Below are 17,079 nucleotides of genomic sequence, written 5' to 3'. Positions count from 1 at the left end.
TATTTTTTAATTTCCATATCTATCAATTATTTTCTTAGCCTAACTATTCATTTAATACAATCCAATATTTTTCAATAGTAATCAGAGGTACTTAAAGAAGGGTACTTAAAAGAAGAGTACGAAGGCTATGCAGCTAAGGAAGAAATCAATTCTTCAATTGTATCTGGGAACAAATCATTATTGCTTTTTGAAACGTATTCAGGTTCGGGTCTAGGCCGAACAACATCAATAAACTCTTTTCTACTCAAAGATTCCTTCAACCTATCTACAAATTTATTCCTATGTCTAAATAAGGATGTGCATCGCTGTTCTATATACTTATCTGAAGGGCAAACAACAGACACTGAAATGAGTATATTTTTGTTTTCCAATTCCTTTAGTCTGTTTGAAACTGTCGTGCTAGATAGATTCATTGCATTAGCTATTGAACCAAGTGAATCAGTAGCTCGATAATTGCTATTATCAGTTTCAAATATCCTATACGCAATAGCTAAATACACTAAGAGGAGTGAGATTCGTTTACTTTTATGATTTGTCAAATTCATAATTCTAAAAAAATCATTATACCAAATTTTGGTAAAGCTAACTTTCTCATCATCATTTTTAAAATCAATTGTTGCTTTATACAAACCTAAAGAAGATAAAAAATCTATTTTGATGAACTCTAAATTGTTTAGATTTTCTATTGCTTGTAATGTTTCTTTTTTATAGCCGTTTAGTTCAGATCTTTGACTTTTATTACCGTATACTAGTAGCGTGATATCATCTATAGAGAAAAGATTTGTTTCGAGTTTACCAGCTGTGTAATCCGCTATTAACTTCTTAGAACAGATAGCCATCAAAACTGCGATTTCATCAGTGTTATCAGATAACAATTCTATTATTTTCATTTTTCTATTTTCAAATATTTGATTTGGAACAATGAAAAAAGTATCCTCATAGTCCTGCTCAGTATATTCAACTGACAGTTTTTTTTTAAAAAAATTACTCCATCTTATTTTCTTTTCTTCTATTGTTTCAATGATTTTGGGATTATCTGTTTTTAGATTTGGAGGAGCAGATCTATCCGTTTTATCACTCTTCTTCTTCGGCATGTGTATCTCCCCCCTTACTATAAAGTTTGAAATCAATCTCTTCGAATATAGAAATTTTCACCAATGAATCCAACTTAAATTTTGTATTAGGTACTAACTTACCACTAGGAGCCTTAATCCTTGTATACGCCCCTACCAAAATCTTTTCATGATTTTCAATCGATAGAGCTGGACCAGTACGCTTTCGTTTCCCAGCATAAAAGCTTATCTCTCGATCAAACTTAATTATCAACTTGTTTTGAAATAATACTATGACCATCCTATCTTTGCAGAAATCATATAGACAAGTTAGAAACCTTTCTTCCATTTCGCTCATTTCATAACCTAACTTATTTAGATCATCGGAAAAAAATGGATTTGATTTCTTTTTCTTATTATAAGTTATTTTTTCCATCTGATATCCCTCCTTTTCGAGACAATTATAGCCTTTGAAACACTTATATATCAACACATTTTTCTGTTTTCAAATGCGTAATTTTACGCACTTGAAAGATATGGTTTTAAAAAAAATAAAGTTACTGAAATTATAGGGAAAAAGACTTATCTAATAAAAGTCTTTTTTATTTTTAAAAATTTGGAGTGTTTTTATCACAGTAACTTATTTAGTAATAGATCCCATTTCATTATCATCAGTCACATAACAATCATATGACGGAAAAATATACGATTACGGTTATATTATTTGCAAAAAAACAGCATACCAGCAATGCTGATATGCCAAATTAGTCTATTTAAAAGCATGCCTATTAAGCTTCGAATCTCGTATTAGCTAATCTACGTTATCAAACTATTTTGAAATCCATACTTTATTTATTTATAAAATACTCATTTTACATAACAGATCTCAAACAATACTATTCCTAGTTGGTAGTCGAAGTGTATCATGGTTCAATAACATCGACATTTTGAAGTTTTTGAACCACGCTATCTATAGCGTACTTGCCATCAACTCCGCCTGCTGAACAATCTTATCCATGGCCATCTTCTGCAAGTCAGGTGGATAACCATATTTCTTCAACAATCGACGAACGGTTACACGCATCTTCGCACGAGCACTTTCCCTAACCGACCAATCGACACTCATATTATTTTTGATTGCAACAGTCAATTCGTGAGCAATAGCTTTTAAAGTATCATCCCCTAATACTTCTTTAGCTGTTTCGTGATCGGCCAATGCATCGTAAAAAGCAATCTCATCTCTAGAAAGACCTAAGTCCTCCTCACGCTGTACTGCCTCACTCATCTCTTTCGCCATCTGAATCAACTCTTCAATGACTTTCGATGTTTCAATGGTTCGCTTATTGTATTTATCAATAGAACCATTCAGCATCTCAGTAAACTTCCTGGACTGAACGAGATTGGTTCTTTGATTTGAAAAAAACTACAAAGTACTGCATGAGTTCTTTTCCCCGATAAAGCTCATGCAAATCATTGTGAAAGGTTAGTATACTCAACTTTCACAATGACAAAATTAAAATCATAAGGTATAAAACCTGAATAATCTCAATTTGAAGATAACTTTTTATGATAGCTGATGAATGCACCGAGTGTCTTTCTACCCTAATAAATTTCAGATATTAACACAACCCTTGATCTTTCAGAATTTTTCCATTGTTGATATTTTTCAGTAACGATTGGCCAGTCCTCTTCGCTTAATAATTGATAGCCAACCGTTACATCTTCTCATCAATAATTTCGAGAGGTGGCAGACTGTTTACCAGCTCAACAGTCTGCATAGATACATTAATGATGCTCAAAAGTAAATTCAAAATATATTTTGGATTATCTGAAAAGTCATTCGGATCATCCGTGATACCTGACTTTTTATCTGTTTTCACTTGGTACTGATCAATAATCCATCCAATCGCAGAGCGACCGTTGACCACATATTCATAGGCTTGTTCAGGGATGTTTGTAATTGTTATATTCTCATTGAAAATGATAGTATCTGATACCTTTTTTTTCGAATATTTCATTTTCTTCACGCGATATGAACCATTTACGTCTAAAATGTTTACTTCAACACCTTTATAACTTGGTTGATTTTCATAATTCAAATGTAAGTCAGCAAGTTTTCTACCGATTTCAACATATTTTTCTTTATTTTTTAACAATGGAATGCGTGGTAGAGCTTTTTGTAAATCATTTGCATATTTTTGGCGATACTCTAAAGAATGAAGAAGGCCATAAATATAATAGAACGTATCATCCTCATTCAATCCATAACATGAGTTTACATTTATTACATTAGTATTAAAAAGTTCGTTCTTTCCATTGTTCCAGTAATAAAATCCTCGACCTTTTTCAATATACTTATATTCAGGTATTGAATCTGTAATTAATACTGAGAAGTCCCTCTTTACTCCAGGACCACTAACATAGATTACTTTATTATTCTCTCCAAGGAAATCCTTAAAACGTCCAGGCATTTCCACTATATCAGTGTCATAATATAACCATTTATAAGTATAGGGTCTGTACGAACTCTTAACAATCCTACGCTCATCATAATTGATTGCAACATCAGATGATAATTTATTTTTTGTTTTTCTGCTCCAACTCATATAAGTAGGATCTAGATTAATATGTTCAACCTTCTCTTTATTTGAAAACTTACTTAGCCTTTCACGTTCAGTATTATAATTTCTAATCAATTTAGAAGCATTATAAATCACATTGTTCTTTCCAAAATTATAAACCCAACTATCTCTACTCGTTGTAACACCAATTGCTGAATCATTAAATAATATATCTTTTTCTTTAGTAGAAGAATCATTGCCCATAGAAATATAAGTTAAATAGTTTTTATCTCGCTTATTTATCCAATCACCATTTTCATCAGGAAAAATCTTTAACCAATCCACATTTATCATAGACGCGGTATTTTTTAGATAATTAAATTTTTCTTTCCTCGTTAAATAATCTCCAATGTCATGATAAAAAATTTCGTGATTTTTGCTACCGTCTTTAATTAATAGAGTAATTGCCACTCCCGTCATAATATCAAAAACATTTTGACCTTCTTTTTTTGCCGAATCACCTAGACGCTCTTTTATTGCTCCACGTAGATTTAGGACATATACATAATTAAACTCATTACCAAAACTTTTCCGAACACCGTTCATCGTTCTGAAGTCAATAAATGAACTGTTTGTTATAAAGCCAATCACACCGCTGCTAGATAGTCTATCCGTGGCCCAGCGGAAAGCTTTTAAATAAGAGTCATAGACAGAAACAACTCTTCTAGCATCCGTGAGTTTAACATAACTATTAGTGATGGCTTCCGTTAATTTTGGATAGCTAGCCGAATTATCAATTTCATTCTCATCTGTATGTCCCATTGAATACGGCGGATTCCCAATAATTGCCGTAATAGGTATCTTTTGTTGACGTTTCAGACGTTCATCATTTGTTCCAAAGAAAACATCGTCTAACGTATCTTCCGTTTCAGTACTTTCAAAAGTATCAGTAAGAACAATTCCTTCAAAAGGTGCGTAGCTCGTGCCACCATTAATTTCGTCAAAGGTTGTCTCAATATTTATTGCTGCAATGTAATAACTCAACAGCACAATTTCATTGGCGTGAAGTTCTTGCGTATATTTCCTTGTAATATCTGCAATCGTAATTTCACCATTTTCCATTTGTTGTTTCAAATAAGTTAGGGTTCTGACAATAAATGTCCCCGTGCCTGTAAATGGATCTAGGATATTAACACCCTCATCTGCCAACGATTTACCAAAATGTTTTTTCAAGACATCATCAACAGAACGAATAATAAAGTCCACTACTTCAACAGGTGTAAACACAATCCCTAAGCGATCCGTTGTTGATTTAAAACCAGTAGAGAAAAACTTATTATACAAAGTAACAATAATTTTCTGTTTACCTTCCGCATTATCAATCCCACTAGCTCGAAGTTTTACCGACTCATAGAACGGTTCAAGTTTTTCTTGCTCCTTCTCGAATCCTGCTTTTTGTAATTCAACAACGATTGACTCCATAGCAGATGAAACAGGATTATTATTGACAAAGCTATATTCATCAAACAAAGCTTCAAAGACTGGTTTTGTAATCAGATGCTGTGCCAACATTTCAACAGCTGACTCTTGTGTGATGCTTTCATTAATATTGTGACGCAAACTATTGATAAACTTGTCAAATTCTTCTTTGATTGGATTCCCTTTATCATCTAAACGCTCATTGATCCAACGAATATATCGTTGGGCAATTTCGTTAACGTCTTTCGACCAATCTTCAAGGTAACGTCTATCGCCGACTTTTTGAACAATTTTCCCAAAAATAGCGTCCTCAATATTCTCCCAGAGTTCTAATTCTGTTTGTTGCGGAGTATCAACATCCACTCCACTTGAAGTATCTGTTTCAGAATAAGGTTTTCTTGGGCGGCCTTTTCCTGGGTTAATGATATTAATGTTTCCAGGTTTTTTCTTGTTTAACTGCAACTGATTTACAATCGCATTGAAGCGTTCGTCTGTCGAACGAAGTGCATTCAATACTTGCCAAACCGCCGCATACGTCTTGTTGTCATCTAACACATTTTCAGGTGCTAAACCTGCTGGAATAACGATAGGAAGAATGATATACCCGTATTCTTTCCCTTCAAATTTACGCATGATACGACCAACTGCCTGAACAATATCCACTTGTGATTTTTTAGGAGAGAAGAAGATAACAGCGTCAAGGTTTGGTACGTCAATCCCTTCTGTCAGAAATTTAACGTTTGAAAGTACACGTGCTTCATCAATATCAATATCACCTGCAAGCCAATCAATTGCATCTTTTTTCTGTAAAGCGTTCAATGTACCATCTACGTGCTTCACTTCGATATGGAAACTATCTTCTGCATTATCGCCAAGATATTCATTTACTACTGCATTAAATTTTTCGGAAATCTTTTCGGAGTTTTTGATTGTATCAATAAATGAGATAGCTCGCTTCATAGGCGTACCACTAACTTTACCTGTTGCACCTTCACGCTTAATCATTGCATTCCAAACACCGACAATACGCCCAACATCATCAATATTTAAGCCGTTTTCAGGATCAGCAAGTGTTTGTTGAAGATTTTTCGTCATGGCTTCTTCTTCAACAGTAAGCACCATAACTTTATAGTCAGTCAGGTAACCACGGGCAACCGCTTCACCAAAACCTAGACGGAAAATTTCAGTACCAAATATTGAATCATCATCCATTGAAGCAATGACAACACTCTTTTCAATTCCTTTTGATTTAGCCTCATCAGAATAGATTTTCGGTGTAGCCGTTTGATACAAACGTAATTTCCCTTTTATATTAATATTACTATGGACTTTTGCAAAAGGACTTTCTTCTTGGTTTTGTTCATGAAAACCTGTTGTTCGGTGTGCTTCATCCGAAATAATAAAATCAAATTCTGGAAAACCATTTTCTTGTGCTTCGTGCATAACACCGATAGATTGATAGGTACTAAACACAACATTCAAACGGATTTTTTCATTTGTTGACAGTGAACTTTCATAATTTTTTACAATATCTGTGGCTCTTGTAGTTGCCGGAAAACCAATATCAGTTGCTTGTATATCGGCATCATCATCATTGCCTTTTTTCTTAGTAGCTTTTCTATCCGAAGTTACCGCAAAAGAATTAAGTTCAAAGTCATCAGATACATCAGAGTTCCAACTAAAAAGCGTCTGTGTTAACAATTGAATGCTGGGTACAAGATACAAGACGTTATAAACTTTTTGACCGCTATCTTTTGCAAACTGCTCAACCATTTTCAGAGAAGTAAATGTTTTTCCTGTACCCGGCGCCATTATCAGCATGCCACGGTCATTTGTTTTATAATATTCGCTTGCTTTTTCAATTGCTTGCTTTTGGTAGTCACGTAATCCTTTATGCGATTTAACAATAACTTCTTTCGGTTTTTCAAAATTAAAACTCGACCAGTCAATATCTGAATGTCGTAAATTTGACAATCCAATCAGCTGAACTTGCTTCGTTTGTTCTTGAACCGTAGTGAGTGCATTTTGATTCCATTCATCTGTTGTTGATACGATCATACCTGATGAATAATAATCTTTTCCAAGCTCAGCAACGAATGAATTAATTTCAGCTTTACCAACTTTACCAGAATAGAATTTTGCTTGTATTGCCGTTAGTTCACCAGTGTTTTTATTGCGTGCTACTAGGTCAACACCAGTATCTTTTTTTGAAATACCGTATTCCACAGGAACTTCATGAAGCAGCCAAACATCTGAGTAGAGATTTTTATACGTGGGTTCGTTTTGGAGATAAACTTCAACAAGTTTTTCAAAGTATGTTCCACGATCACGTTGAACGCTACCCGCCGAATCATTTATCTGATTAATTAGTTTATCAAACGTTTTTTCTGAGTCTTTCGATACATGATAGTTTATATTTTCTTCACTCATTTACATCCCCTCCATTTCACAGTAATGCAAATAGTCAGGCCTGTACTTATCAGATCCGATATCAATTTGCTGTATAGATTGCGTATAATTATGCTGTGACATCGTAAGTCTCCTTTAAAATCTATTAAATAATACAACAGATTGAACTTTTTTATATACACTTTATTATTATATCATTGAACCATTACCCTAACTGCCCTCAGCGAAAATTTCACAAACTGAAAGGACGATTCATTGTAGGTAATCAACAAATCGTCCTAATTAAATAATACGTCATGACTTACTGTCCTTGTTAAGACTAAGATTAGAATATCTTCTTCTTATAGATCATCAACAAATAAGAGCATTAATTATCTAGTTAAATTCAAAATTTACTAGATACGAAATAACCATCAAATTAATGATAATTGTTTATATTACCTTATCCTAGATTAAACTTGGAGGAAACTTTTGAAATCCATGTACCCAGAATAAACACCAACTGTATTTAAAAGCTTAGTTATAATTGCTTCTTTTTTTGAAGGGTTATTCTTCACATCAATAAAAATTCCGAGCAATTGAACTGTTGAAATTAGACAATGCTCCCTTTTTGTAGAATAGTCAATCATTTGATTTGGGAAAACAGGTTCCTTTCTAGATGTTAAATCTTTCCTTCTGAAACCATTAACAATCAATATAGCTTTAGGAACTGTTCCTTCTTTTTCAACAAACTCTGATACCCACTTTTCTAGCTGAGCACTATGTTTTTCAGCAGAGCTTCCATTGACTCCTTTAATTTCAGTTACTATTTTCAATCCATTATATTCAAAAATCCCATCTGCTCGATTATATTCAATTGGCATACTTTTGAAACCTAACTCTGAAAAAATCTCGTATATAATTGTTTCTAACTCCTTGCCAGATGCAGTAAAAGCAAGTTTGTATTTCTGTAGACTGCTTAATTTATTTTCTGTTTTTTCTTTTTCATTTTCTAGTTTCTCAATTTCTTTATTCAATTCTTCAATTTTTTTCTTTTCATTTTTTTCTGTTAAAATACTATATTTATCAGCCCATTCCGGGAGAGAATATTCATCCAGAGATATTCTTATCTCCTCTTCTAAATCATCTATTGTATGCAAGAAACTATTTATCACTTTTCGATATTCTTTTTCACTCGAGTAATCGCCTTCATCAAATATAGACGGAAAAATAATAAGATGTCCATCATTTATTGGGAATGCTTTGGAAATATATTTTTCTGTATTTGCAATATAAGCAATCGGGATACCATTATCCTCAGAACTAAAGTAGGCATTGTAGTAGTACTCCATACCTTTAATTTCAAACAGACTTTTATACGAATAATCAGTTGAATATGCTATCTTGCTACCTAACCCGGGTGTTACATTTAATTTTATAGGTAAAATATCTAAAATTTTATGCTCCGTAACTAAATTAGTTGTTTGACGATTTCTACCTGTACCAGAGTATGTATTTTCTCCTGTATAAATGTAGAAGCTAGCCTCCAATGGAAGTGTTACATAAATTGTTTTCCCAAGAGCAAGTAAATCTTTAATTTCTTTTTTTCTTCGCTTAAAATCAGCTTCAAACGTAAATGAATCATTATTTGTTAGGAGTCTTTTGCCAGCATAGTTTTTTTCTGATGCATACTCTAATGGTATCCCCCCTAGATTGATAATCACTATGTCATAATCCAACAAAGATACATAGGAACCAAACGATATCAAATCAATATTTCTAAAATTCATGTGAGAAAAACTCATAGATAGTCCCGCAATACTATTTTTCACACTCTTCATCCTTTAAATAGATTATTTTAACTGTTATATCTTTAGAAAGATTATATCATATGACAATTTATCATCTTTTCATAGAGTACTTCATCATATCGTGAAAAACAATCAAATCCATATTTTTCATTTAAAAGTAATTTCGAGTGATTAATACATTTTCATGTGTCTATAACTTTATTTCATATTCATCAATGTATTTGTTTTAATCGATTTCTCGATAAGCCGTCACTCCTTAAACTACTTAAAATCTCTGAGTATTGCTACTCTCACTATGTCCCATATTCAACCTAATCACAAGAATATCCAGCCCATTCCGTACCTACATGTTGGGATACGCATATCTAAAAGTATGGGGATGCACAGACTCCTTTATTTCCGTCTATTCTAGAAATTCTCTGTTCATTTTACAGATTGCTTTTTTATTCAAGCATCGCCACAGATAGCAATGGATCGATTTTTTTATTCTTTGAATTACGAATAGTAATCTACTTATCCAAAATATCTTGATTATTAATACCGAGCACTTCTATTCCCCGTTTACATCTTCCCCTCCCTTAACAAACGTTCCAATGGTGTAACTTTCGTATTTTCCAAAATATCCGCATCGCTCAAAGAATTGAGATAAGTTTGCGTCGTCTTGATATTAGAATGTCCTAATAAGCGACTAATTGTATAAAGATTGACACCACTCTTCAATAGTTTCTGCGCATAATAATGTCTTAAGCTATGACAACTTCTTCGTTTGACTTCATCTCTGACCCCAATTCCATTTGCTGCATCTTTGACTATCTTCTCCAAAAGAACATTATTAGTTATTTTCTTACCAGATTTATTGACGACAAGATAATCATCTATTTCACGATAATTGCGCAAATTATTAAAGTAGCCACGTTTCGCTTTCTGGTATTTTTTGATGGACAATTGCAGATATTGCGAAATAGGAACAACCCGTTCTTTACGACCTTTTCCCATTAATTGAAAGAAAGTACCCTTAAAATTATCATTTAATAAGCAGCGGACTTCTTCTGCACGTAGACCACAATCAGCCATAATTTCAATGATTAGTCGATTCCGTTGATTTACAAATCCTGAGTGATCGTAGAAGCCAATCATCGCTGCTACCTCTTGATCGTTAAAAGTATTGATTAAGCGTTTCTCTGATTTCAAATATTGAATGTCTAGCATAAAATTACGATCAATATATTCTTCCGTAAAAAGGTACTTATAGAAGGTCCTGAGAGCTTTTAAAATCTGATTAATATAATTTGCACTGCGTTCTTCCTTCATCCATAAGATAAAACTCTTTATATGAGGTTTCTTGATCTCTTCCAACTTATCTAGTTCGAACTCTGAAAATATATACCTACTAAAAACTCGTATTTGGGATCGATACGTTTCAATCGTCCTTTTAGATAAATTTCTTACCCGACAATCCAACAAAAATTCTTCTACGCCTTCTTGAAATAGCATTTTTTACGCCCCTTTTCTTAAGAAAAACAGAAGAAAGTTAAATCACCAGGTATGACGAATTAGACGCTTTTTGTACTTAGCAATACTTGAAAAACGACAGTACGCAAAAATTGGTATACCTCATAAATAATCTAACTGCACACAAAAAAGCCTGCAAGGATTTCTCCTCACAGGCTTTTCCAATCAAGTAAACAAGCGTGTTGGCTTATTTGTTTTTTAAGTTGTAGAATGCGTTAACGCCTTTGTATTCAGCAACTTCGCCTAATTGGTCTTCGATACGTAATAATTGGTTGTATTTAGCAATACGGTCAGTACGTGAAAGAGAACCAGTTTTGATTTGGCCAGCGTTTGTTGCAACAGCGATATCAGAGATTGTTGAATCTTCTGTTTCACCAGAACGGTGAGAAACAACTGCTGTGTAACCAGCTTCTTTAGCCATTTCAATTGCGTTGAATGTTTCTGTTAATGTACCGATTTGGTTAACTTTAATAAGGATTGAGTTACCAACGTTACGTTCGATACCTTCAGATAATTTTTCAGTGTTTGTAACGAATAAATCGTCACCTACTAATTGAACTTTGTCGCCTAGTTCAGCTGTTAATTTTTCCCAGCCTTCCCAGTCGTTTTCGTCCATACCATCTTCAATAGTGATGATAAATGGATATTTTTCAACTAATTCTTTCAAGTAAGATACTTGTTCTTCAGAAGTACGTTTTGCTCCGCCTTCACCTTCGAATTTAGAATAGTCGTAAACACCGTTTTCGTAGAATTCAGAAGCTGCACAGTCAAAACCTAAACGTACATCGTCGCCGATTTTGTAGCCAGCTTTTTCAACTGCTTTAACGATTGTTTCAACAGCATCTTCAGTACCTTCAAAGCGAGGTGCGAAACCACCTTCATCACCGACTGAAGTTTCTAAGCCGCGTTCTGATAAGATAGATTTCAATGCGTGGAATACTTCAGCACCCATGCGCAAGCCTTCTTTAAATGTAGGCGCACCTACAGGCAAGATCATGAATTCTTGGAATGCGATTGGCGCATCTGAGTGAGAACCACCATTGATGATGTTCATCATAGGAGTTGGCAACACTTTAGTATTGAAACCGCCTAAGTAGTGGTATAAAGGTACTTCCAAGTAGTCAGCAGCTGCACGAGCAACAGCGATAGAAACGCCTAAGATTGCGTTAGCACCTAATTTACCTTTGTTAGGAGTTCCGTCTAATTCGATCATTGCTTTGTCGATAGCCATTTGGTCACGAACATCGTAGCCAATGATAGCTTCTGCAATAATGTTGTTTACGTTGTCTACGGCTTTTTGAACGCCTTTGCCGCCGTAACGAGATTTGTCGCCATCACGTAATTCAACGGCTTCGTATTCACCAGTTGAAGCACCTGAAGGAACCATACCGCGACCAAAAGCACCTGATTCTGTGTATACTTCTACTTCGATTGTTGGGTTACCACGTGAATCAAGGACTTCGCGTGCGTAAACATCAGTAATAATTGACATGTTTGTCTCTCTCCTTTGATTTGTATTTCAAAAGGGTTAAAACCCTTCATCCACAATTTTAGTGAATTTTGTACATTTCTGCAAATCAAAACTCAGCTTTTTAATGTTGTTATTAGATTATTTAACTGCATCTAATAAGGCTAAGAATGAATCCGCTTGTAAGCTTGCGCCGCCGACTAATGCGCCGTCAACGTTTTCTTTTGCCATATATTCTGCAATATTTTCAGGTTTAACTGAACCGCCGTATTGAATACGTACTTTATCAGCTACTTCTGAACCGTATAATTTTGCAACAGTTTGACGTACCACGCCACAGATTTCGTCTGCGATGTTGGCATCAGCAGATTTACCAGTACCGATTGCCCAGATTGGTTCATAAGCAATTACCATGCTTGAAACTTGTTCAGCAGATAAATCAGCTAAATCTGCAGTGATTTGTCCTTCAATCCATTCAGCAGTTTTGCCTGCTTCATAAGTTTCTAAAGATTCACCACAGCACAAGATTGGTGTCATACCGTTAGCAAAAATTGCTTTGGCTTTTTTATTGATTTCTTCGTCTGTTTCGTGGAAATATTCGCGACGTTCAGAGTGACCGATAATCACATATTGTACGCCAAGATCCGCAATAGCAGCTGGTGAATTTTCACCAGTGAAAGCTCCTTCGTTTTCCCAGTAACAGTTTTGAGCTGATAATTGGACGTCAGAATCTTTTAAGCTCCAAGCTAATGGGGCTAAAAACAACGCTGGTGAACCAATCACAGAATCCACAACATCTTTTGAAGGAACAGCTGTTTTTACTGCTTCTGCAAAGCTTTGTGCATCTGATAATGTTTTGTTCATTTTCCAGTTACCGGCGATAATTGGTTTACGCATTTTGTGCAACTCCTCTTTTTAAATTCAACAGTAATATTCATATTACGCTTTAAATTATTTATCGTTAATAGCAGCTAAACCTGGTAATGTTTTACCTTCTAATAATTCTAAAGAAGCGCCGCCACCAGTAGAAATGTGAGTGAATTTGTCAGCAAAGCCTAATTGTTCAGCTGCTGCTGCAGAATCCCCACCACCGATGATTGTAGTTGCGTCTTCAAGATTAGCAATGGCTTCACAAACACCAATAGTACCATTGGCAAAGTTAGACATTTCAAACACACCCATAGGTCCGTTCCAAACAACAGTTTTTGCACCTGCTAATGTTTCAGCAAATAAAGCAATTGAAGCAGGGCCGATGTCTAATGCCATCACGTCGCCTTCAATTTCTCCTTCAACTGTTTGTGTTGGTACATCGTTTGAAAATTCTGCTGCACAGATATTATCAATTGGTAATACTAATTTGTCGCCAGCTTTTTCGATTAAGCTTTTTGCTAATTCGATTTTATCTGTTTCAACTAATGATTTACCAATTTTCATTCCTTTGGCTGCGTAGAAAGTATATGTCATACCGCCACCAATCAAAATCTTGTCTGCTTTTGGAATCAAGTTTTCAATTACGCCGATTTTGTCAGACACTTTGGCACCACCAAGGATAGCAATCATTGGACGTTTAGGGTTTTCAACGGCTTCACCGATGAATTTGATTTCTTTTTCCATTAAGAAACCAGCAACAGTTGGAATGCCAGTTGAAGCAATTCCCACGTTTGAAGCATGAGCGCGGTGCGCAGTACCAAAAGCATCATTTACAAATACATCACCTAAAGAAGCCCAGTATTTGCCTAATTCAGCGTCATTGCCGCTTTCTTTTTTACCATCGATATCTTCAAAACGTGTGTTTTCAAATACCAAAACATCGCCATCTTGCATGTTCGCAATTGCATCTTCTAATTCTTTACCGCGTGTTTCAGGTACAAAAGTTACGTCTTTACCTAATAATTCACCCAAGCGTTTTGCTACAGGAGCTAAAGATTTACCTTCTTTATCTTCTTGTGTTTTAACACGGCCTAAGTGAGAGAATAAAATAGCTTTGCCACCGTTGTCGATTACGTATTTGATAGTTGGTAAAGCAGCTTTGATACGAGTATCGTCACCGATTACGCCATCTTTCAAAGGAACGTTGAAGTCAACACGAACTAAAACTTTTTTATCTTTTAATTGAATGTCTTCGATTGTTTTTTTAGCCATCTTTATGTTTGCCTCCTAAATTTATTTCATAAAAAAAGCGGAGAAGCGCGTCGCTTCCCCGCTTTAAAAGTACTACATTAGATTCCGCAAAAGCGCAGATCTTATAATTTAGCGAAGTATTCTAAAGTACGAACTAATTGAGCAGTGTAAGACATTTCATTGTCGTACCAAGCAACAGTTTTCACTAATTGTTTGCCACCAACAGATAATACTTTAGTTTGAGTTTCGTCGAATAATGAACCATAAGTCATACCAACGATATCTGAAGATACGATTTCATCAGTGTTGTAACCGTAAGATTCGTTAGAAGCTTCTTTCATAGCTGCATTTACTTCGTCAGCAGTAACTTCTTTGTCAAGAACAGTTACTAATTCAGTTAATGAACCAGTTGCGATTGGCACACGTTGAGCAGCGCCGTCTAATTTACCGTTCAATTCTGGGATTACTAAACCAATAGCTTTAGCAGCACCAGTTGTATTAGGAACGATGTTTTCAGCAGCAGCACGAGCACGACGGAAGTCGCCTTTAGGGTGTGGTCCATCAAGAGTCATTTGGTCACCAGTGTAAGCATGGATAGTTGTCATTAAGCCTTCAACAATACCAAATTTGTCATTTAAAGTTTTAGCCATAGGAGCTAAACAGTTAGTTGTACAAGATGCACCTGAAATAACTGATTCTTTACCAGTTAATGTTTCATGGTTTACGTTGTAAACGATTGTTGGTACGTCGTTTCCACCAGGAGCTGTAATAATTACGCGTTTAGCGCCACCTTTTAAGTGTAATTCAGCTTTTTCTTTAGAAGTGAAGAAACCAGTTGATTCCAACACGATATCTACGCCTAGGTCGCCCCAAGGTAATTCTTCAGGGTTACGGTTAGATAAAACTTTTACTTCTTTACCGTTTACTGTGAAAGAACCTTCGTTTACTTCAACTGTTCCGTTGAAACGTCCTTGAGTAGTGTCATATTTTAACAAGTGAGCTAACATTTTTGCGTCTGTTAAGTCGTTGATTGCAACTACTTCGATTCCTTCTACATCTTGGATACGACGGAATGCTAAGCGTCCGATACGTCCAAAACCATTGATACCTACTTTAACTGTCATTAAAGATTTCCTCCTTATGAAAATCAGGTTTTTTATTTTAAAGGGTCTCCCCTTTTAAAATCTCATTAGCAGCAGCTTCATCCGTGAGAAGCCACGTTTGTTTTGGTGCATTTTGCATATAAGCATTGATTGCTTTGGCTTTACTTTTGCCCCCGGCAATAGCCAAGATAAGCGGCACCGTTTGTAAATCTTTTAATTGCAAACCAATTCGTGGTACTTTATAGACCACTTTTCCCGCTTCATCAAAGAAATAACCAAATGATTCTGCGACTGCGTTTGCTTGTTTTAACATCAAAATTTCTTTTTCACTCATCTTGCGTCTGGCTGCCATATGCAGTGCTCGTCCAATACTATGGATAACACAATTGGCTTGGCTTATCAAGTTTAATACCTCAAGGATTGAGGGCTCTTTCATCAACGAACGATACGTATCTGAACTGAGTTGTTCTGGGACATATAATGCCCGATGTTCCCCATTAGACCTCATAGCCATCATAGCAGAAACCGAGTTAGCTTGTACAGTCAAAGCCTCCCCAATACCACCTCTAGCCGGTACAAACAAGTTATGCCGCTTATCACTTTCAAGGTTTGTCAAACACTCTGCCACTTGGGCCATCGTTGTCCCACCCATTACAGCAATAATGTTTTTTCCTTCAGGTAAAAGTAAATCTAAAGATTCATTTAGACTTTCACCAAAGTTTTTCACGACTTTTTCTTGACGATCGCTGTCCCCAGCGGAAATCACGCAACGGGCAATCCCAAAATGATTGGCCAAATGCTTTTCCAATTGATGAACGCCAAATAACTGATCCATGACTTTACCCAAATCGGTAAAAACTTTTTCACCGGTTTTAGTCAAACTCATGCCGCTTTTAGTTACATCAATCAAAGCCAATCGTTTTAGTAAATCCGTTTCAGTTCGTAAGACCCGTTCAGTCATATGCAAACTCTCTGCAAGATTTCGGCGACCAATAGGCTGCATCCAGTAAATGTTACGCAAGATTTTGTAGCGCTCTTGCAAAACGTGGAGGATATCAGGAGCAACTGCTTCAATCAATTTTAAGTCATCAAGCATGATTACTCTCCTTTTTAACATTGGACGTTTAATGTCCATCGTAGACCTATTTCGACCCATCAAGATCAAAAAAAATTTCCGCAAGTTAAATTTCTTTAACCTTACGAAATTAATATTACCATTTTCACTACTATTGTGCAACTAAAAAGCAAAGAAAAATCCGCGCGAAAACTGTTCTATACCTTTAAATCGCTTTATTAATTGATTTACCGCCAAGTGACAATTTGCACATTTAGTAGACAAAGAAAACATTCATCAGGTCGATGGAATCATAGAAAATAATAAGAATCATTTCTGAATGATTCAATTCCTTTAAAAATCATGTTAAAATAACTCAGTAGTTTTGTGAGAGCGTTTTTTCATACTTACAAAAAAGACACCTTCTTGGCTAGAAGATGTCAATACGCGCTCTAAGGGAATCGAACCCCTGTCTCAAGAACCGGAATCTTACGTGATATCCACTACACTAAGAGCGCCGAACATATGTT

General features: G+C 35.3%; 10 protein-coding genes, 1 tRNA gene and 1 pseudogene. All 12 read right to left on the bottom strand.

Going from position 1 to position 17,079, the window contains the following annotated elements:
- Positions 1 to 125 precede the first annotated feature (125 nt).
- Positions 126 to 1,094, bottom strand: a complete 969-nt coding sequence (locus tag RK01_RS01125) for a hypothetical protein (RefSeq protein ID WP_016171459.1) — start codon at positions 1,092 to 1,094, stop codon at positions 126 to 128.
- Positions 1,075 to 1,488, bottom strand: a complete 414-nt coding sequence (locus tag RK01_RS01120) for a hypothetical protein (protein WP_016171458.1) — start codon at positions 1,486 to 1,488, stop codon at positions 1,075 to 1,077. Before RK01_RS01120 ends, RK01_RS01125 begins: the two co-directional genes overlap by 20 nt.
- A 534-nt stretch (positions 1,489 to 2,022) precedes the next feature.
- Positions 2,023 to 2,451 (bottom strand): annotated as a pseudogene (locus tag RK01_RS01115) (type I restriction enzyme endonuclease domain-containing protein); the annotation flags it as partial.
- 316 nt (positions 2,452 to 2,767) lie between these two features.
- A complete protein-coding gene (locus RK01_RS01110) occupies positions 2,768 to 7,522 on the bottom strand; it encodes a DEAD/DEAH box helicase (protein ID WP_016171456.1) in 4,755 nt (1,584 codons plus the stop codon).
- A gap of 431 nt (positions 7,523 to 7,953) precedes the next feature.
- Entirely contained in the window at positions 7,954 to 9,321 is a 1,368-nt protein-coding gene (locus RK01_RS01105; protein ID WP_244874942.1) for a hypothetical protein, read from the bottom strand.
- Positions 9,322 to 9,852: 531 nt separating this feature from the next.
- On the bottom strand, positions 9,853 to 10,785 hold the full coding sequence (locus tag RK01_RS01100; RefSeq protein WP_016171453.1) for a tyrosine-type recombinase/integrase: 933 nt from the start codon (positions 10,783 to 10,785) through the stop codon (positions 9,853 to 9,855).
- Positions 10,786 to 10,990: 205 nt separating this feature from the next.
- Positions 10,991 to 12,295, bottom strand: a complete 1,305-nt coding sequence (gene eno / locus RK01_RS01095; protein ID WP_016171452.1) for a phosphopyruvate hydratase — start codon at positions 12,293 to 12,295, stop codon at positions 10,991 to 10,993.
- A 117-nt stretch (positions 12,296 to 12,412) separates the two neighbouring features.
- Positions 12,413 to 13,168, bottom strand: coding sequence for a triose-phosphate isomerase (gene tpiA / locus RK01_RS01090; RefSeq protein ID WP_016171451.1), 756 nt, complete (start codon positions 13,166 to 13,168; stop codon positions 12,413 to 12,415).
- A gap of 54 nt (positions 13,169 to 13,222) precedes the next feature.
- Entirely contained in the window at positions 13,223 to 14,413 is a 1,191-nt protein-coding gene (locus RK01_RS01085; RefSeq protein WP_016171450.1) for a phosphoglycerate kinase, read from the bottom strand.
- Positions 14,414 to 14,514: 101 nt separating this feature from the next.
- Positions 14,515 to 15,516, bottom strand: a complete 1,002-nt coding sequence (gene gap, locus RK01_RS01080) for a type I glyceraldehyde-3-phosphate dehydrogenase (protein WP_016171449.1) — start codon at positions 15,514 to 15,516, stop codon at positions 14,515 to 14,517.
- A gap of 37 nt (positions 15,517 to 15,553) precedes the next feature.
- Positions 15,554 to 16,651, bottom strand: coding sequence for a sugar-binding transcriptional regulator (locus RK01_RS01075; protein ID WP_195516268.1), 1,098 nt, complete (start codon positions 16,649 to 16,651; stop codon positions 15,554 to 15,556).
- Between the two features lie 344 nt (positions 16,652 to 16,995).
- Positions 16,996 to 17,067: transfer RNA gene (locus RK01_RS01070), tRNA-Arg, on the bottom strand.
- Between the last annotated feature and the right edge of the window lie 12 nt (positions 17,068 to 17,079).

The organism is Enterococcus dispar ATCC 51266, assembly GCF_000406945.1.
GTDB classification, from domain to species: Bacteria; Bacillota; Bacilli; order Lactobacillales; family Enterococcaceae; genus Enterococcus_C; species Enterococcus_C dispar.
Note: the sequence above shows the minus strand (reverse complement) of the source record. Positions and strands in the feature narration are given on the sequence as shown.